Origin of the sequence: Flavobacterium sp. H122 (assembly GCF_004959765.1) — a bacterium.
Taxonomy (GTDB): Bacteria; Bacteroidota; Bacteroidia; order Flavobacteriales; family Flavobacteriaceae; genus Flavobacterium.
The window spans coordinates 598,160-617,260 of sequence record NZ_SJZD01000001.1; the positions used below are offsets into that span (position 1 = coordinate 598,160).

At 33.5% G+C, this 19,101-nt stretch carries 19 protein-coding genes and 1 tRNA gene; 10 read left to right on the forward strand and 10 right to left on the reverse strand.

What is annotated here, in order from left to right; all coding sequences use genetic code 11:
• The gene (locus tag EZM65_RS02930; RefSeq protein WP_136667021.1) at positions 1-1,146 is read right to left on the reverse strand and encodes a sterol desaturase family protein; all 1,146 of its coding nucleotides are present in this window, start codon (positions 1,144-1,146) and stop codon (positions 1-3) included.
• Positions 1,147-1,254: 108 nt separating this feature from the next.
• Here EZM65_RS02930 and trmD point away from each other — a divergent pair, with 108 nt between their 5' ends.
• From trmD to rplS, 5 genes are all read left to right on the forward strand, one after another.
• On the forward strand, positions 1,255-1,935 hold the full coding sequence (gene trmD / locus EZM65_RS02935; RefSeq protein WP_136667022.1) for a tRNA (guanosine(37)-N1)-methyltransferase TrmD: 681 nt from the start codon (positions 1,255-1,257) through the stop codon (positions 1,933-1,935).
• Positions 1,936-2,001: 66 nt separating this feature from the next.
• Positions 2,002-2,349, forward strand: a complete 348-nt coding sequence (locus tag EZM65_RS15435; RefSeq protein ID WP_169051619.1) for a hypothetical protein — start codon at positions 2,002-2,004, stop codon at positions 2,347-2,349.
• A gap of 112 nt (positions 2,350-2,461) precedes the next feature.
• Positions 2,462-3,322: a DUF3347 domain-containing protein gene (locus tag EZM65_RS02945; protein ID WP_136667024.1), complete on the forward strand. Its 861-nt coding sequence runs from the start codon at positions 2,462-2,464 to the stop codon at positions 3,320-3,322.
• 67 nt (positions 3,323-3,389) lie between these two features.
• Positions 3,390-5,618, forward strand: a complete 2,229-nt coding sequence (locus tag EZM65_RS02950; RefSeq protein WP_136667025.1) for a multicopper oxidase family protein — start codon at positions 3,390-3,392, stop codon at positions 5,616-5,618.
• A 142-nt stretch (positions 5,619-5,760) separates the two neighbouring features.
• Positions 5,761-6,111 carry a 50S ribosomal protein L19 gene (rplS, locus tag EZM65_RS02955; protein WP_136667026.1) on the forward strand — a complete coding sequence of 117 codons (351 nt, stop codon included), beginning with the start codon at positions 5,761-5,763 and terminating at the stop codon, positions 6,109-6,111.
• 148 nt (positions 6,112-6,259) lie between these two features.
• On the opposite strand, the gene EZM65_RS02960 is transcribed toward rplS, so the two are convergent.
• Both EZM65_RS02960 and sucC read right to left on the reverse strand, forming a co-directional pair.
• Complete coding sequence (locus EZM65_RS02960) at positions 6,260-6,598, reverse strand: hypothetical protein (protein WP_136667027.1); 339 nt, start codon at positions 6,596-6,598, stop codon at positions 6,260-6,262.
• Positions 6,599-6,920: 322 nt separating this feature from the next.
• Positions 6,921-8,114 (reverse strand): ADP-forming succinate--CoA ligase subunit beta, encoded by a 1,194-nt coding sequence (gene sucC / locus EZM65_RS02965; RefSeq protein WP_136667028.1) that lies wholly within the window; start codon positions 8,112-8,114, stop codon positions 6,921-6,923.
• A 207-nt stretch (positions 8,115-8,321) separates the two neighbouring features.
• Here sucC and lysA point away from each other — a divergent pair, with 207 nt between their 5' ends.
• Entirely contained in the window at positions 8,322-9,527 is a 1,206-nt protein-coding gene (gene lysA / locus EZM65_RS02970) for a diaminopimelate decarboxylase (protein ID WP_136667029.1), read from the forward strand.
• Positions 9,528-9,570: 43 nt separating this feature from the next.
• Here the strand turns inward: lysA and EZM65_RS02975 are convergent, their stop codons facing one another.
• The 3 genes from EZM65_RS02975 to EZM65_RS02985 are packed head-to-tail and all read right to left on the reverse strand — an operon-like array spanning position 9,571 to position 12,732.
• Complete coding sequence (locus EZM65_RS02975) at positions 9,571-11,298, reverse strand: M14 family metallopeptidase (protein WP_136667030.1); 1,728 nt, start codon at positions 11,296-11,298, stop codon at positions 9,571-9,573.
• Positions 11,295-11,753: a pantetheine-phosphate adenylyltransferase gene (gene coaD / locus EZM65_RS02980; protein WP_136667031.1), complete on the reverse strand. Its 459-nt coding sequence runs from the start codon at positions 11,751-11,753 to the stop codon at positions 11,295-11,297. The genes EZM65_RS02975 and coaD overlap by 4 nt, the downstream gene beginning before the upstream one ends.
• Before the next feature lie 4 nt (positions 11,754-11,757).
• Positions 11,758-12,732, reverse strand: a complete 975-nt coding sequence (locus EZM65_RS02985) for a D-alanine--D-alanine ligase (protein WP_136667032.1) — start codon at positions 12,730-12,732, stop codon at positions 11,758-11,760.
• A 142-nt stretch (positions 12,733-12,874) separates the two neighbouring features.
• On the opposite strand from EZM65_RS02985, the gene EZM65_RS02990 reads away from it, so the two are divergent.
• The 4 genes from EZM65_RS02990 to EZM65_RS03005 all read left to right on the forward strand — a co-directional run bounded on the left by EZM65_RS02990 (position 12,875) and on the right by EZM65_RS03005 (position 16,621).
• The gene (locus EZM65_RS02990; protein ID WP_136667033.1) at positions 12,875-13,492 is read left to right on the forward strand and encodes a PASTA domain-containing protein; all 618 of its coding nucleotides are present in this window, start codon (positions 12,875-12,877) and stop codon (positions 13,490-13,492) included.
• A gap of 2 nt (positions 13,493-13,494) precedes the next feature.
• The gene (locus EZM65_RS02995; RefSeq protein ID WP_136667034.1) at positions 13,495-14,538 is read left to right on the forward strand and encodes an RluA family pseudouridine synthase; all 1,044 of its coding nucleotides are present in this window, start codon (positions 13,495-13,497) and stop codon (positions 14,536-14,538) included.
• A gap of 12 nt (positions 14,539-14,550) precedes the next feature.
• Positions 14,551-15,516 (forward strand): DUF3667 domain-containing protein, encoded by a 966-nt coding sequence (locus EZM65_RS03000; RefSeq protein WP_136667035.1) that lies wholly within the window; start codon positions 14,551-14,553, stop codon positions 15,514-15,516.
• 61 nt (positions 15,517-15,577) lie between these two features.
• A complete protein-coding gene (locus EZM65_RS03005) occupies positions 15,578-16,621 on the forward strand; it encodes a M28 family metallopeptidase (RefSeq protein WP_136667036.1) in 1,044 nt (347 codons plus the stop codon).
• 39 nt (positions 16,622-16,660) lie between these two features.
• Here the strand turns inward: EZM65_RS03005 and EZM65_RS03010 are convergent.
• From EZM65_RS03010 to EZM65_RS03025, 4 genes are all read right to left on the reverse strand, one after another.
• Positions 16,661-16,736, reverse strand: a tRNA-His gene (locus EZM65_RS03010).
• 66 nt (positions 16,737-16,802) lie between these two features.
• On the reverse strand, positions 16,803-17,519 hold the full coding sequence (gene bshB1, locus EZM65_RS03015) for a bacillithiol biosynthesis deacetylase BshB1 (protein WP_136667037.1): 717 nt from the start codon (positions 17,517-17,519) through the stop codon (positions 16,803-16,805).
• 58 nt (positions 17,520-17,577) lie between these two features.
• The gene (locus EZM65_RS03020) at positions 17,578-18,633 is read right to left on the reverse strand and encodes an isochorismate synthase (RefSeq protein WP_136667038.1); all 1,056 of its coding nucleotides are present in this window, start codon (positions 18,631-18,633) and stop codon (positions 17,578-17,580) included.
• 2 nt (positions 18,634-18,635) lie between these two features.
• Positions 18,636-19,058, reverse strand: coding sequence for a PaaI family thioesterase (locus EZM65_RS03025; RefSeq protein WP_136667039.1), 423 nt, complete (start codon positions 19,056-19,058; stop codon positions 18,636-18,638).
• Positions 19,059-19,101 lie beyond the last annotated feature (43 nt).

Here is a 19,101-nt window from a genome sequence, read left to right on the forward strand (position 1 = left end):
TTACCTCTTCGATTTTGAATATTCTTCCATATTCAAATCGTTATCGAACGGACTTTTAGTAAAAGGGTACACAGCTTGTTTTATATACCCTTTCGGAAAATCAGTTTCAAGCAGGCCTGTATCTTCCGGCCAAACATTATCAGGCAGGTAATACGTTCCGAATATCTTGTCTATAAAGGGAAAAATTGTTGCAAAGTTTTTTCCGTAATATTCAGAATCCTTACAATGATGCCAGTGATGGTATTGGGGTGTTGCAAAAATATATTTAAGAATTCCAAAATTTATCCGTGTATTTGCATGGATAAGAACGGCATGAATGGCCATGAAAATAACATAAATATTAAACGTAATTGTTGAAAAACCTAAAACGTAAAGCGGTATAAAAGCCATTGATCTGGTCACAAAAATATCAACGAAATGTGTTCTTGAGCCCGCAAGCCAATCCATATTTTCCGTTGAATGATGGATTGAATGAAATCTCCATAAAAAAGTATGGGTATGAAAAAAACGATGCGTCCAATATTGAAATAAATCGGAAATAAAAAAAGCAAAAAATAACTGGAGTAAAACAGGCTGACTCTGAACAAAACTTTGAATCTCACTTAATCCCATCCATCCAAAAAACAATTTTGCAGGTTGTTGGGTAATTACACCAAAAAACTGAACTAATAAATGACTTACAACAAAATACACCAGGTCAGTACGCCATTCCTCATGAAAAGTCCGTTGATTTTTACGTTTGGGAAAAACGATTTCAATAGGAACAAATAAAACAGCCATTAAAAACAAATCCAAAAGCAGCCAATCCAAACCTAAGTGAATATCAGTAGTATGAACACTTCTTGGACTCACTTCAAATCCTCCAAGAACAATAGCCAATACACAAAACCCAATTCCATACAACGCCCATTTTTTTCTATTGCTTCTAATAAAACTTACAACCGCAAAAAAAAGAGATGCAATAATTACCGCGGTCAGCAATATTTTCATTGATTCACCTGTATAGACATTTCTAAATTCAGGAGTTGTAAGCCATTCAGGATATTTAAAACAAAAAACCCCTAAAAAAGAAAGTATTCCTAAAAAAACAGAAGCATAACCACTTATTATTCCTTCTCCAAACTTTACAGTCTCTTTAATTTCCATATACCGAATTGTATTTTAACAAAAATTTTCTCAAATTTAGTTTTTTATATTACTCTGACAATTTTATACAATTAAACTTTTAAACTATTTTTGTCCAAATTTTAAGTCATGCGTATAGACATTATTACCGTATTACCTGAACTGCTGCGAAGTCCGTTTGAAGGTTCAATTATGAAACGGGCTATAGAAAAAGGCCTTGTAGAAGTTCATTTTCACAATTTAAGAGACTATGCTCATGACAAACGCAGAAGTATTGATGATTATCAGTTTGGAGGCGGAGCCGGAATGGTGATGATGATCCAGCCAATTGACGAATGCATAACCAAACTTAAGTCTGAGCGCAGTTATGACGAAATCATTTATATGACCCCTGACGGAGATACTTTAAATCAACCAATGGCCAACAAAATGTCGATGTATGAAAATATCATTATTTTATGCGGACATTACAAAGGTGTGGATCAACGCGTACGGGACATGCACATTACTAAAGAAATTTCAATAGGTGATTATGTCCTTTCAGGAGGAGAAATTGGAGCTATAGTATTCTGCGATGCGATAATTAGATTGATTCCAGGTGTTTTAAGCGATGAAACATCAGCTTTAACAGATAGTTTTCAGGATAATTTACTTTCACCGCCAATCTATACGCGACCGGCCGAATATAAAGGCATGAAAGTACCGGATGTGTTGTTAAGCGGACACTTTGCCAACATTGAAAAATGGCGTGAAGATAAAGCTTATGAGCACACAAAAAACAGAAGACCGGATTTACTGGAAGGTTTATGATAAATATATCTTAAAAAGAAATATTACAAATTAATCTTTTCTTACTTTTATCATCAAATCTTTATTTTGATAAAAAAATTCATCATATTATTTTTTCTAGGAATGTTTTTATTTCCTTCAAGCGTTCTTGCTTGTGGTTCTGCCATTGAAAAAAATAAAAGTGAAATTTCTTCAAAAAAACAACTGAAAAATTGCTGTAAAAAAACTTCTGAAAAAAATAAAGGATGTTCAAAAAAGTGCAAAAACACAAATTGCCAATGTCCAACAAGCAATTGCACTTCATTTATAAATAGAATTTTAACTTTTGAATTCAACTTGAATACTCCACAAGTAAATCATGATAATTTTAAAAATACTTTATCAGTAATAGAAAACCCTTCTATTTCAATTTGGTCTCCTCCTAAAATAAATTAATTCTTACTTATTAATTCTTTACAAATCAGTTATTTACTAAATTAGTAATACTATTTTACGTCATATTATCTTTTGAAAAGGTAATTGGCAATTAATACTTAAAAATAAATTTATGAAATCATTAAAATATTTATTGATGGCATTTATAATGCTGTCAATTACTGCATGTGAAGCACAAATTCAAAATGCAAAAAAACAAACCGTAAAAATTAGCGGAAACTGTGAAATGTGCAAAAAAACAATTGAAAACGCTGGAAATATAAAAAAAATAGCAAAAGTAAATTGGAATAAAGACACTAAAGAAGCTGAAATTACCTTTAATTCAAAAAAAACAAATATTGATGCTGTTTTAAAAAGAATAGCAATTGCTGGTTATGACAACGAAAAGTATTTGGCTAGTGCCGAAAGCTATGCTAAACTACCTGAATGTTGTCAATACGAGAGAGAAAAGAGAGAAGTTGTTGTTAACACTAAAAATGACAATCATAATGAACATGAAACTCACGCCAATACAGCATCAGCCAAAGAAACAACTATTCAAAAAAACCAACTGCAACCTATTTTTGATGTTTATTTCAAAATAAAAGATGCTCTAGTTGCTACCAATGGAAGCTTAACATCGGAAAGTGCAAAAGCAATGACAAAACTTATTTCTGAAGTAAAAATGGAAGAATTAAGTACAGAAGAGCATAACGTTTGGATGAAAGTAATGAATGAACTTAAAGAAGATGCGCAACATATTAGCGAAACTAAAGATACCGGGCATCAAAGAGATCATTTTACTACACTTTCAAAAAGAATCTATGAGTTGCTAAAAGTTTCAAAAAAATCTTCCTCAACTTATTTAATGTTCTGCCCAATGTTTAATAATGGTAAAGGAGCAAACTGGCTAAGCAAAGAAGAAGAAATAAAAAATCCTTATTACGGAAACAAAATGCTTAGTTGTGGCTCTGTACAAGAAATAATAAAATAAAGGAATTAAACAAGAGGTTTTTTAATTCAAAAGCTTCTTGTTTATAACTCAAATAACTTTATATATTATGTATACTCGACTTAATTTCAGTCTTTTTACAATCTTCTTCTTTTTACCCCAAACATCTAAAGCCCAAAAGATTGTAAAATATGAACTTCATATTAAGGATACTATTGTAAATTTTGCTGATATAGAAAAACATGCTATAGCCGTTAATGGGCAAATTCCAATGCCTACCCTCCATTTTACAGAAGGTGATATTGCTGAAATTGTAGTTTTCAATGAAATGGATGTTGAAACTGCATTACATTGGCACGGTTTGTTTTTACCCAACAAAGAAGATGGTGTACCTTATTTGACACAAATGCCCATAAAACCGCATTCAACATATACCTATTCCTTTCCTATCATTCAACATGGAACACATTGGTACCATAGTCATTCAGGTCTTCAGGAACAAATTGGGATGTATGGTTTAATGATATTGGAAAAGAAAAAAAATGCAACCAATTTCAGAAAAGAAATTGATGACTTACCCACAGTACCATTAATCTTAAGTGAATGGTCAAATAGTAATCCTCATAATATCCATAGGATGTTACACAATGCATCAGATTGGTTCGCTATAAAAAAAGGCACAACCCAAAGTTATGCCGAATCCATAAGACAGGGACATTTCAAGACTAAACTAACAAACGAATGGAAAAGAATGAATGCCATGGATGTTAGCGATGTTTATTATGAAAAATTCCTCATCAATGGACAAAATGAAAACCAGTTATCCCAATTTAAAGCTGGTGATAAAGTCCGTTTAAGAATTGCCAATGGCGGTGCATCATCAAATTTCTGGCTCACCTATGCAGGAGGAAAAATAACTGTTGTTGCTAGTGATGGTAATGATGTAGAACCTGTAAGTGTAGACAGGCTTTTAATTGCAGTTTCTGAAACTTATGATGTAATTATAGAAATTCCGGAAAAAGGAATTTCATATGAATTCTTAGCAACTCCTGAAGATCGAACAAATTCAGCATCAGTTTTTATTGGTGAAGGGAAAAAGCAAATTGCCAACCCTTTACCTAAATTAAAATATTTTGAAGGAATGAAGATGATGAATGACATGATGAAAATGAACGGAGATTTAAATGACATGGACATGAATATGAGTCTGAATAAAATGGACATGAATGTAGTTATGTATCCCGAAATAACAGGAGAAGTCAATAACAATAAAAGGAAAGACCATTCGAATCATTCTGAGGACAAATACAATGCCAACGCTCTTTCAGATATTGTTACACTCAATTATGGTATGCTAAAATCTACTAGTAAAACAAATCTCCCTAAAGAAATTCCAGTCAAAAAAATACGATTTGAACTTTCTGGAAACATGAATAGATATGTTTGGAGTTTAGACAATAAAGTAATTTCAGAAAGCGATAAAATTTTAGTTAAAAAAGGTGAAGTACTTCAAATTACACTTTACAATGGTTCTATGATGCGCCATCCAATGCATTTACATGGTCATGATTTTAGGGTTTTAAATGAAAAAGGAGATTATTCTCCATTAAAAAACGTTATTGATATAATGCCTATGGAAACTGATGTAATCGAATTTGAAGCAAATAAAGAGGGCGACTGGTTTTTTCATTGTCATATTTTATATCACATGATGAGTGGAATGGGAAGAATTATCAGTTATCAAAATCAAGAAAAAAATCCACTTATTCCTAATCCTAAATTTGCTCAAAGAAAGTTATTTGCTGATGATAGGGCTTTTCATTTTATGGCAGAAAATGATTTTGCCACAAACGGCAACGACGGAATGTTTATGTTACAAAATACCCGTTGGAGCATAGGTACCGAATGGCGTTTAGGATACAATGAAATGCACGGTTACGAAACTGAAACCCATATAGGTAGGTATATAGACAAAATGCAATGGTTTATGCCATTCATTGGATTTGATTGGAGGTACAGAAAACATGAAAATTCAGAAAAAAATATTTTCAACCAAGAAAATACAAAAGACAAACGGGCTCAAATCAGTTTAGGATTTGAATATACACTTCCAATGTTGATTAAATTTCAAAGTGAAATATTTCAAGATGGTTATTTTCGTATTCAACTATACAGAGAAGATATTCCTGTATCAAAACGTTTAAGAGGTCATTTCATGATTAATACTGACAAAGAATATATGTTAGGGCTAGGTTATATCATTACACAAAATTTTGGTTTTAAAACTCATTATGACAGTGATATGGGGCTTGGAATAGGTTTAACTCTAAATTATTAATCATTAATAGAAACGATTGAAAAAATATTTAATCATTATCTTTTCAGATTTGTTTTTTTTAACTAATTTTGCCCCACATTTGACCAACCTCTGGCGAAAACCGTGAATGTTGCTCAGATTTAAACCATAATAATTTATTAAAATGGCAAATTTATTAGATTTCGTAAATAACGAAATTTCTCAAAAGAAAGATTTCCCTGCTTTTGGTGCTGGTGACACTATCACTGTGTACTACGAAATTAAAGAGGGTGAAAAAACAAGAACTCAGTTCTTTAAAGGAGTTGTAATCCAAAGAAGAGGTACTGGTGCTACTGAAACTTTTACAATCCGTAAAATGTCAGGAGCTGTAGGTGTAGAACGTATCTTCCCTGTTAACATGCCGGCGTTACAAAAAATTGAAGTTAACCAAAAAGGTAAAGTTCGTAGAGCTCGTATCTTCTACTTCAGAGATCTTACTGGTAAAAAAGCAAAAATCAAAGAAAGACGTAAATAATCTTTTTTTAAATCATAAAACAGCCTCGGAATTTCCGGGGCTTTTTTGTGACCACACACAATCCAAACATACAAAAGCAAAAAAACCCTATAAAACAATTTACGGGGTTTATAATTTATGAGCTTTAAAACTCAATATACATATTCTTTTATTCTGGTTTAAACTTCACAACAAATGAATACAACTTACCTGGAGTCATAACACCCTTTTCCACTTTTTGATAATTTAATTTTTGAATTAAATGAGATTTAAAAGCTTCATTTTTCGTATTCACCTGTAACACTACAAGCTCGTTATCACTGTTAACCATTGCAGAGAATCTGATTGTTTCAGCTTTTTCAAAATCCTCATTAATAGTTAGAGTTCCTAACATCTTAGTTATATTTACTACTGCTTTTGGATAATCATCAACCGGCTTAACATCATTTGCTTTTGCAAACGTTACATTCATTAATAAAACACCTAATAAAAGCATTAATTTTTTCATGGTTTCTTTTTTTTATTTGTTTAAGATTACACTGCAAATGTAGAGCAGTTTTTCTTACAAAAAATTGTTTTTCAACAACTTAACCTAATTTTAATTTTAGAAATGACTTAAAAATAATCATATTATTAATCTGCTTACAAAAGACAAAAAAGCTTAACAACAATTAAAAAACTAAAGAATTTTATTACAAATAATAAAATTTAATCTACTCAGACAGACTACATTAAATTAACATTCGATAAAACAAAAAACAGAAACCAACAAAAAAGCCTTGGTTCTCACCAAGGCTTCCTATTTATTTGATAAAAAATTTATCTACATATTAGCTTAAAGCAGCTTTTACCTGATCAGCAGCTTCCTGAAATTGAACAGCTGATAAGATAGGCATACCTGAATTATCAATTAATTCTTTAGCAATTTCTGCATTTGTACCCTGCAAACGAACAATGATAGGCACTTTAATATCATCACCCATATTTTTGTAAGCATCTACAACACCTTGAGCAACACGGTCACAACGAACGATACCACCAAAGATATTGATTAAGATAGCTTTTACATTAGGATCTTTTAAAATGATACGGAAAGCAGTCTCTACACGTTTAGCATCAGCAGTACCACCTACGTCAAGGAAGTTAGCCGGCTCAAAACCTGCATATTTAATTAAGTCCATAGTAGCCATTGCCAAACCGGCACCGTTTACCATACAACCTACTGTACCATCTAAATCAACATAGTTTAATCCAGCTTCTTTAGCTTCTACTTCAATTGGACGCTCTTCAGTAATATCACGCATTTCTGCTAAATCAGTATGACGGTATAAAGCATTGTCATCCAACGATACTTTAGCATCAACTGCCATAATTTTATTGTCAGAAGTTTTTAATACCGGGTTGATTTCAAACATTGATGAATCAGATCCAATGTAAGCCTTATATAAAGCATCCACAAATTTGATCATTTCTTTGAAAGCATCACCAGATAGACCTAAGTTAAAAGCAATTCTTCTAGCTTGAAAACCTTGTAAACCTACTGCCGGATCAATTTCTTCAGTAAAGATTTTATCCGGAGTGTGCTCAGCCACTTCTTCAATATCCATACCGCCTTCAGTAGAATACATGATCATATTGCGACCTGTACCTCTGTTTAAAAGCACAGACATATAGAATTCTTTAGTCTCACTTTCTCCAGGATAGTATACATCTTCAGCCACTAACACTTTGTGAACTTTTTTACCAGTTGGAGGTGTTTGAGGTGTAATCAAATCCATACCAATGATCTGACCTGCAATTTCTTTAACCTGGTCTAAATTTTTAGCCAACTTAACTCCTCCTCCTTTTCCACGGCCACCAGCGTGAATTTGAGCTTTAATTACGTGCCAGCCCGTACCAGTTTCATCAGTAAGTTGTTTTGCTTTTGCAACCGCTTCTTCAGCATTGTGTGCAACATAACCACGTTGTACACGCACACCGTAGCTTGCTAATATCTGTTTTCCTTGATATTCGTGTAAATTCATAATATTTTTTTTGACTTTTATAAAGTGCCACAAAAATAATAAATATCTTAAGAATATAACACTTAAATCATTATTCTTTTTACGTGATTTTATAACAAAAACACACTTTTTGTTATGTATAAAACTTTTTGTTTTATTTTTATGTTATTTGTTTAATAATTTTAATATATCTTTATATAACATTAGTTTTGCCAAAAAATTGAAAAAATGGAATCACAACAACTTTTACAAATCGCAAATGATTTTGGAGCTCCCGTATATGTTTACGATGCCCAAAAAATTGAATCGCAGTATCATAGATTAACTAATGCTTTTTCTAAGGTAGAAAAGCTTCAGATTAATTATGCGGTAAAAGCATTGTCAAACATTTCAATTTTAAAGTTGTTTAAAAAGCTTGATTCAGGATTGGATACTGTTTCAATTCAGGAAGTCAGACTGGGCTTGCATGCAGGTTTTTCGCCTGAAAAAATAATATATACTCCTAATGGAGTTTCTTTACAGGAAATTGAAGAAGCTGCGGCATTAGGCGTACAAATCAATATCGACAATCTATCAATTTTAGAGCAGTTTGGAGCAAAACATCCGAATACACCAGTTTGTATTAGAATTAATCCACATGTAATGGCCGGAGGAAATTCAAATATCTCTGTAGGACATATCGACAGTAAATTCGGGATTTCAATCCATCAATTGCCTCATATCCTGAGAATTGTCGAAAATACCAATATGCATATTAACGGAATCCACATGCACACAGGTTCCGACATTCTGGACATTGAAGTATTCTTATACGCAGCAGAAATTTTATTTGATACCGCAAGACATTTCAAAACTTTGGATTTTATCGATTTTGGAAGCGGTTTTAAAGTACCTTACAAAAAAGGTGATATTGAAACTGATGTTGAGGAATTAGGTAAAAAATTAACAAAAAGATTTTTAGCTTTTGAAAAAGAATATGGCCGTGAATTAACATTGATGTTTGAACCGGGCAAATTTTTAGTGAGTGAGGCCGGATATTTTTTAGCAAAAGTAAATGTGGTTAAACAAACAACTTCAACTGTTTTTGCAGGAATTGATACTGGTTTTAATCATTTAATCAGACCTATGCTTTACGGTTCAGAACATTATATTGAAAATATTTCACACCCTAAAGGCAAAGAACGTTTTTATTCGGTAGTTGGATACATTTGTGAAACAGATACCTTTGGCACCAACAGAAGAATCACTGAAATTAAAGAAGGCGATATTCTAAGTTTTAGAAATGCCGGTGCTTACTGTTTCAGTATGTCTTCCAATTACAACTCCCGTTTCAAACCGGCAGAGGTGCTTTGGAATGACAGCAAAGCATATTTGATACGCCAACAGGAAACTTTTGATGATTTATTGCGAAATCAGATTGAAATAGAATTATAATTTCCAATTAAATAGAAACGGGCTGAAATTTCAGCCCGTTTTCTTATTCGACAATCCTGAATACAGGATATTGCAAATGTGCCTTTTCATAATATTTTGAATGCTTATGAACCCACTCCAGCTGTGCAGCCGGATTGCCGGCAAATTTTTCATCTGCCTTCTTTTTTTCATCTAACTCTTTTTGAAGATCTGGATTTTCTTTGAGTAATTGACCCGCTAAATCTTCAAACAAATAATCCGAATACCATTCTTTTTGCTGTAATATCGTATCAAAAAAGTTCCAGTTAAAATAGGAATCAACGGCTTCGGGCTCTAACGTCTCCAACAAAAGCTTTATCGCTTCCTGATTTACCGGAAAAATATAATCCCCTTTTCTAAACATTACTTTTTCAGGAGATTTTACAATTTTTACATTTCTATGGGGATAATGCCCTTCATAAGGTGATGTTACTGATTTATAATCCGCTATTTTATAGCTCTCAACAGAAATTAGAGTATCCTTTTTAATTCTGTCAAATTTACAATGATTCGCTTTTAATAAATCTATAACCGTCCACCATGATTGTGGAATTACGTAAGCTTTTGGAATTCTAACTGCTGCTGTAGTCTTATAATCAGAATAAAACTTTATTTCCTTTTGAAAAGGCTTACTTCTGTCATAATACAATCTATTTCCTGTGGTAACTTCACTCTTCTTATGTTCTGCTTCATAACCCAAAAAAGTTATTATTTTTGTTTTAGAGGTATCCAATTCCCATTTGACAGGATATAGATGTCCTATTTTAAATTGCTCAGAAGCTACTCTTTTAATCTTTTTTATTTCCTCTTTATTGACATCTGCAAAACGCATTGCACTCTCCATAAATTCATAAGTAGCTTTTACCCTCTGTGCATAAGGTTTCCACATATGCGTTTCCACAACATACCCCAAACAATTATATAAAGAAGTGTAACCGGTTGTATACCTGGGAGAATCCAAGAATTGAACCAAACCGCTTTCGGGAGTTTCACCATTAAAATCAACATAATGCATAGCATCAATCCCCTTCTTCTTCAAGGCAGCAACCAGATTGGGAGACATTTTTTCAGCTATATAACTACCCAACTCCTTTCCCAGCCTGTCAGGATTTGTTTGAATATAAGTCAGCGTATATTGGTAATCTGCACCATTACTGACATGATTATCAATAAAAACATCAGGCTTTACTGCATGAAAAATATCGATTAAACTTTTGGTGTTTTTAGTGTCTGCCTTAATCATATCACGGTTTAAATCGAAATTTCTTCCGTTTCCTCGGAATCCATATTCTTCAGGACCGTTTTGATTCGTTCTGCTGGTTGAATTTCTATTAAGCATTCCGCCTATATTATAAACCGGAATAGTAACAAGAACCACATTTTCAGGTGCTTTAATTTTTCCTAAAGCCAAGTCTCTAAACAACATCATAGTAGCATCTACCCCGTCAGGTTCTCCGGGATGAATAGCATTATTGATTAAAATGACAGATTTAGATTTACTTAATTTATCAAAGTTAAAATCCTTCTCCTGATTATACACAACCATATGCAGAGGCTGACCGCTATCAGTCAATCCTTTTGTTTCCATTTTTACCGATTGAAAACCGGCATCCAGTTGTTTATAAAAATCGACAACCTGTTCATATGTTGCTGTTTGGTTTCCGTTTCCTTTTTCAAAAACAGTAACATACTTTTTTTGGCCAAAACAAAAAAAGGTGGTACCCAGTACCACCAAACTCATTATATTTTTCATTTTTTCAATCTAACAGATTCTGGAACTAAAACTGTATAATCACCGCCATTCCGTATTACATCTCTAACAATACTGGATGAAATAAAAGATGTATTGGCTGCAGTAAGCAAGAACACCGTATCAATTTTTGACAGAATACGGTTTGTATGTGCAATAGCTTTTTCAAACTCAAAGTCGGCTGGATTACGCAATCCTCTTAAAATAAAATCAGCTTCAAGTCTTTTACATAAATCAATAGTCAGTCCTTCATAAGAAATAACAGTGATTTTATCTTCATATTTAAAAGTTTCTTCGATAAACCTGATTCGCTCTTCTAACGAGAACATATATTTTTTATCTGCATTAACACCAATAGCGATAACAATTTCATCAAACAAGGGTAAACTGCGTTCAATAATATCAATATGTCCTAAGGTAATAGGATCGAAAGATCCAGGAAAAACTGCTTTGCGCATAGTATTATTTATTTAAAGCCAATTCAATAGCATTAGAAAACAAATCCTGTAGTGATATTCCAGCTTCACGTGCCTGCTGCGGGATTAAACTCTCGTTTGTCAATCCTGGAATCGTATTCATTTCCAGCATATGCGGTTCACCATTTACCAAAATATATTCACTACGTGAAAAACCACTCATTTTTAAAACCTCATAAGCTTTTTTAGCCACTTCACGAACACGTTTTTCTATCTCCGGAGTTAAACGTGCAGGGGTTATCTCCTGAGATTTACCTAAATATTTTGCTTCATAATCAAAGAAATCATTTTCAGAAACAATCTCAGTAATAGGCAATACAATAATTTCACCTCTGTAGTTAATCACGCCAACAGAAACTTCTGTCCCGTCAAGAAAACTTTCAATAATAATTTCATTATCTTCTTTATAAGCGTTTTCAACAGCAGTCATAAAATCTTCTTTTTTATGCACTTTTGAAATACCAAAACTTGAACCTGATTTGTTTGGTTTCACAAAACAAGGCAAACCTACACGTTCGATTATAGCATCCGTATTCACCTCATCACCTAGATTCAGATAATAAGAGGTTGCGGTTTTTATTCCGTATGGTTTTAAAACCGATAACAAATCTCTTTTATTGAAAGTCAAAGCAGCCTGGTAATAGTCACATGATGTTTGTTTGATTCCCAGCAGCTCAAAATACGCCTGCATTAATCCATCTTCACCCGGCGTACCGTGAATCGCATTGAAAACACAGTCAAATTTTATTTTGTTGCCATTAACAGTTACTGAAAAATCGTTTTTATCGACTGGGAATTCATTATCATTATCATCCACATAGACCCATTTTTCTGTAAAAACATGAATTCTGTATCCTTTATATTTTGAAGCATCTAAATTTTGATATACTACGTTTCCGCTTTTTAGTGAAATTTGGTACTCACTAGAGTAACCGCCCATGATGATGGCAATATTCTTCATAAATTGTATTTGTAATTAACAAAATTATCATTTTTTTTGGAATCAATTAGCTTTACTATTTTTATATCTTTGCAATAATTGATTTTTTAATCAAAAAGAGAAATCACAAAAACATAATTTCAGAAATCTACTATCTTACAATATGAGTTGGAAACGTTTTATTCTTAGCTTCACTTTTTTTAAACAAGTTGTAATTGCTTTTTTAATTGTATGTGCCTCATTATTTTTATTCATGTATTGGATAAGTTTTACCACTAACCACGGTGAAGAAATCACAGTACCTAATTTAAGCAAACTTACTTTAGAAGAGGCCGAAGATAAACTTGACGAATTGGATTTAGATTATGAACTTCTGGATACAGTTGATTACAATTCTGATTTTCCAAAACTTTCAATTGTAAATCAAGATCCGAAACCCGGAAGTAAAGTAAAGCAAAACCGTGTCATTTATGTAAAAATAAATGCTCAGGAATATGCTAAGGTAAGACTTCCTGATTTGATCCAGAAAACATACCGTCAGGCCGTTCCAACTTTAAACGCTTTAGGATTAACTGTTGGCGATACAAGCTATGTTCCTAATTTAGCTAAAGACATGGTTCTAGAGATGAATATCAACGGTAAACCGGTAAGAGCAGGACAACAGGTACTTAAAATGACAAAAATAAACCTAGTATTAGGTGATGGAAAAATAGGTTTTGAAGAAGATGAGGATATAACTCCAGAAAATACAGAACCAACTGATTCAATTGTAACAGAATAAAAATGGGGATTACTTTTCTGAATAACGATAACGAAGAGTTAGACGACGAATTATTTGAGCATTATAAGTTTATTTCACCTAAAGGACAATCAATTGTCCGTGTGGATAAATTCTTAATGCAGCTTATTGAAAATACCACACGGAATAAAATTCAGCAGGCAGCAGACAGAGGTAATATTTTTGCCAATGGTGTCCCTGTGAAATCCAACTATAAAGTAAAGCCTTTTGACGAAATAAAAGTCATGCTGGCTCATCCGCCTTTTGAAAACCGTGTTGATCCGGAAGATATTCCGCTTGACATTGTGTACGAGGATGATGATTTACTTTTAATTAATAAACCTGTAGGATTGGTTGTTCATCCAGGACACGGAAATTACACAGGAACTTTAGTAAATGCATTGGCTTTTCATTTTGAAAATTTACCAATGAACAGCAGTAACCGTCCCGGTTTAGTACATCGTATTGACAAAGATACTTCGGGGTTATTGGTCATTGCGAAAAATGATAATGCCATGGCTCTTTTAGCTAAGCAATTTGAAGAAAAAACAACCGAAAGGGAATATATTGCTATTGTATGGGGCAATATAAAAGAAGACGAAGGTACTATTGAAGGAAATTTAGCCCGTCATGCTAAAGACAGAATGCAAATGGCTGTTTATGATGATCCTGCTATAGGAAAACCGGCAGTTACCCATTATAAAGTTTTAGAACGTTTAGGTTATGTGACTGTAGTTTCGTGTATTTTAGAAACCGGACGCACACATCAGATAAGGGCACACATGAAACATATAGGCCATCCGTTATTCAATGATGCCCGATATGGCGGTGATTTGATTTTAAAAGGAACAACTTTTTCTAAATATAAACAATTTGTAGAAAATTGCTTTAAGATTTTACCCCGGCAGGCACTTCATGCAAAAACATTAGGTTTTGAGCATCCTGTTAGCAAAGAGTACATGCGCTTTGACACAGAACTCCCTCAGGACATGGCTGAATGCATTGAAAAATGGCGGGTGTACTCAAAATCTCATCTTTTAGAAGACTAAATCAAAAGAGCTATGGGAAAATTCAAATTAAGAACTGACATGACTTGCCTGAATTGCGGACAAGTAGTTGATAAGAGATTTTGCCCCAACTGCGGACAGGAGAACAAGGAACCAAAAGAGTCTTTTCATTATTTGTTTTTTCACACCATTGAAGATTTAGTCCACTATGACAGCGGTTTTTGGAAAACCATACTATTTTTACTTTTTTACCCTGCTAAACTTACCAAAGAGTATTTAGCCGGTAAAAGAAAAATGTATGTTGTTCCTGTAAAGCTGTATATTTTTATAAGTTTCATCACCTTTTTTATTCTTTCAATACTTCCGACTTCAAAAATCAGTGAAAATGAATTGATGAAATTTACAAAAACAGAAAACGGACAAAAGAAAAAAATCAATTCAATTAGTGAAATTAAAGCCATCACCGGTTATTCATCCCTTGCAGAATATGACTCAATTCAAAAAACGCTGCCAGAGTACAAAAAAAGCAGTGGTTTTCAAAAATATATCGAAAAGCATTTAATCAAAACATCATCTGAAAACACTCCAAAAGAGTTTATGCAAAAATTCTTATCCAGTGTTTTCAAAAACATCCCCAAAACACTGTTCATAATAATGCCTCTTTTTGCATTGATACTCTGGTTGTTCCATAACAAAAAAAAGTGGTATTATTTTGATCACGGAATTTTCACTTTGCATTACTTTTCGATGATATTATTGTCATTTACCATCTTTTCTGTATTGGATTGGTTTTTAGGTCTTTTTAAAGAATCTGCCGACTTTAGCAGTCTGCTGAATCTTCTGACGTTTATTTTGATTTGCTGGTGGCTGTTTTACTTTTACCGTTCGCACAGCAGAATGTACGGAGAACGAAAATACATATCCAGAATTAAAGCAACCCTTATCTTACTGATTAACCTTATCCTGATTTCATCGGTATGGATTATAATGCTTTTTTACTTAGCTTTAAATGTTAATTAAATGCAATAATTCTTGTTGATTTTTTTGCATTTGGCTATATTCGTTAACCAAATGCTTAATTATGAACAAAAAGACGCTATTACTGGGTTTGCTTTCTATTGCCTCAATAAGCTGCACCAGTCAAAAAACAGTAGTAAAAAATGATTCTAAAGTTAAATTAGATGATAAAAATTTAGTCACTCTTTATTTAAACACAATTAACCAGGAAGAATTAAAATCACATCTGTACACCATTGCATCTGATGAAATGCAGGGAAGAAATACTGGTGAGGAAGGACAGAAAAAAGCCGGTAAATACATTATCTCCCAATATCAAAAAAACGGGGTTAATTACCCTCTGGGAACTTCATCTTTTTACCAGCCTATTCCTGCTTCTTATTTTCAAAAAGCATTTAGCCCGAAATTAGGTGATTCAGAGAACATCTGGGCTTTTATTGAAGGCAACGAAAAACCAGAAGAAATAGTAGTTATTTCCGCTCATTATGACCACGTAGGCATGAAAAACGGTGAAATCTACAATGGTGCTGACGATGATGGTTCCGGAACTGTGACTTTAATCGAAATAGCTCAGGCTTTTCAAAAAGCTAAAAATGAAGGCAACGGCCCTAAGCGCTCTATACTGTTTCTTCATGTAACCGGGGAAGAGCATGGATTGCACGGCTCGAGATATTATTCGGAAAATCCGTTATTCCCATTAAAGAAAACAGTTGCCAATGTAAATATTGACATGGTAGGACGCCGTGATGATTTCCACAAAAACAGCAATAACTATGTTTATGTCATAGGATCTGATTATTTATCTTCTGATTTATATCATTTAGTGGAAAAGGCAAACAAAGATTTTACTAATCTTCAATTGGATTACAAATACAACGATAAGAACGATCCTAACCGTTTTTACTACCGTTCAGACCATTATAACTTTGCAAAGCATAATATCCCATCGGTTTTCTTATTCAATGGAACTCACGCAGATTACCATCAGCCTACTGATGATCCTGAAAAAATAGAATACGATGCATTGACTAAAAGAGCCCAGTTTGCTTTCGCTATTATTTGGGATCTGGCCAACAGAGATAAACGACCGGCTGTAGATAAGATATAAAATAAAAAAAGCTCCTCAAATGAGGAGCTTTTTATTACCGGGTGAATGATGGGTCTCGAACCCACGACCTTCGGAACCACAATCCGACGCTCTAACCAACTGAGCTACAATCACCATTTATGCGTTTGCGAGTGCAAATATAGAGCAAAAGTTGAGTTTTACAAAAGAAAATTACAAAAATTTATATTAATTTTCCTAAATCACTGACAGCCAAATACCTTTCTACTGTAAAACCTTCTGCAAATTCCACTCCAATCAACCTTCCAAGGTCTTGTGCGCGGTATTTTACGCTGTCCAAAAAGTTTTTTGAAGTTATAGGCGTTTCCGGTTCATCAGAATTCGGATCATAAAACTGAGAGCCGTATGCTAAAATTGACTTCACTTTTATATCCATAAAACCTGTAACATCCACTACAAAATCCGGCTCGATATTTTTCCATTGGATATAATGATACACTTGTTTAGGACGCCATGCTTCCTGAATTTTGTTTTGATAACTGGTTTCTATTTTCTGCAGTCCTGACAAAAAACAGGCATCTGAAACTAATTTACTTCCTTTTTCATGATCTATATGACGGTCATCAATGGCATTGCAAATCACAATATCCGGCTGATATTTTCTTATTAACCGAATAACCTCCAATTGATGCTTTTCATTATTCTTAAAAAACCCATCCCTGAAATTAAGATTTTCACGAACGGAAACATTCAGTATTTCCGCCGCTTTAGCCGCTTCTTCATCACGGATTTCAGCTGTTCCCCTCGTTCCTAATTCCCCTCTGGTCAAATCGACAATACCTACCTTTTTTCCCAAAGAAATTTCTTTTGCAATTGTAGCAGCACAACCTAATTCAACATCATCAGGATGTGCACCAAATGCTAATATATCTAATTTCATAAATTTTTAAAATGATACTAATTTGAATACTCTAAAGATAAAACACTTTAGTTATTACCTAAAGAATTTTTTTCATGGTTTGAGTTTTATTCACAGTTTCTTTCCACTCCGCTTCAGGATTACTGTCACGTGTAATACCGCAACCAACAAACAAATGCGCTGTATTATGTTCAATTTTCATACATCGCAGATTTACATACAAATCGGTTGATTTTTCATTGGTATTATAATCATAATTCATTTCGCCTAGAAAACCTGAATAATATTCCCGGTCATAACCCTCGTTATTTTCAATAAAAGCTTTGGATAAATCTTTGGGCAATCCACAAACAGCCGGTGTAGGATGGAGAATATCGATAATATTCTTCAAGTTGGCATCCTGATTAAGAACACCCTCAATATCGGTACGCAAATGGAGTAAACTTCCTGCCCTTGTGGTATAAGCATCAGAAACTGAAACCTCCGAGCTTTCTTTTTTTAATTTTTCCACAATAAAATCAGTAACAAACTCTTGCTCCTCACGTTCTTTATTTTTCCAAAAAACAACATCCGTCCCGGCATAGGACTGTGTTCCGGCCAATGCCATTGTCTGGAATTTATATTCTTTGGCCGAAAATAATTTTTCAGGAGTTGCTCCAATCCACATCCCTACTTTGGGATGAAACCAGCAATAACAGAAAGCATGGCCATAATGGTGCAAAATCCTTTCAAAAACTGCTTCCAGATTAAAATCTGATAAATGCACAGCTTCTGTACGGGAAAGCACTAACTTATTAAATATCCCATCTTTAATTACTTCAACACCTTTTTGTACAAGTTGTATAAAACTTTCTCTTTCAACAGGATTTTCGTCTGTCAGACAATCATGGTCAACAATTTCGTGATCAAAGTAAACTGTATTAAACTTTACTTCCGATTTTTCCATGGGAAAAATTACCGGAAAACCACTAAAAGGCGCAAAAACAAATGCCTCTTGTTTAAAATCTTCTGTAAAATACAGATGATCGTCATTTTGAAAAATTCCTATTAAAGTCTTCGAATTAGGTTTTCTGTAAACAACAAACGGGAGATGTAATTTTTGTTGAATTTTAACTTTTTCGAATATACTTTTCATAGTTAACGTTTTGGCAAAACCATATTAGTTAATTTACAGAGGGAAATAAGACTGTCTTTTTCATCAACAATTTTAATTTCCCATAAATGCAAGGAACGTCCTTTATGAATCAATCTTGCGGTGGCTGTTACCTCACCGTCTCTTTTACTTTTCAAATGATTAGCCGAAATTTCAATTCCCCTTACCTCCTGCTTTTCATTATTTATAAACATGATGGAAGCCGCACTGCCCACACTTTCAGCAAGCGCTACAGTTGCTCCTCCGTGCAATAAGCCCATAGGCTGATGAACACTGCTGTTAACAGGCATTTTGGCTACTAAGAAATCTTCACCGGCATCAATAAATTCAATTTTTAATGTTTGCATCAACGTATTTTGACACAATTTGTTACAAAGATTTATAACTTCTTCTTTGTTAAAACCCATACCACTACTTTATATATTCAAATTTACGAAAAATAGGATTAAA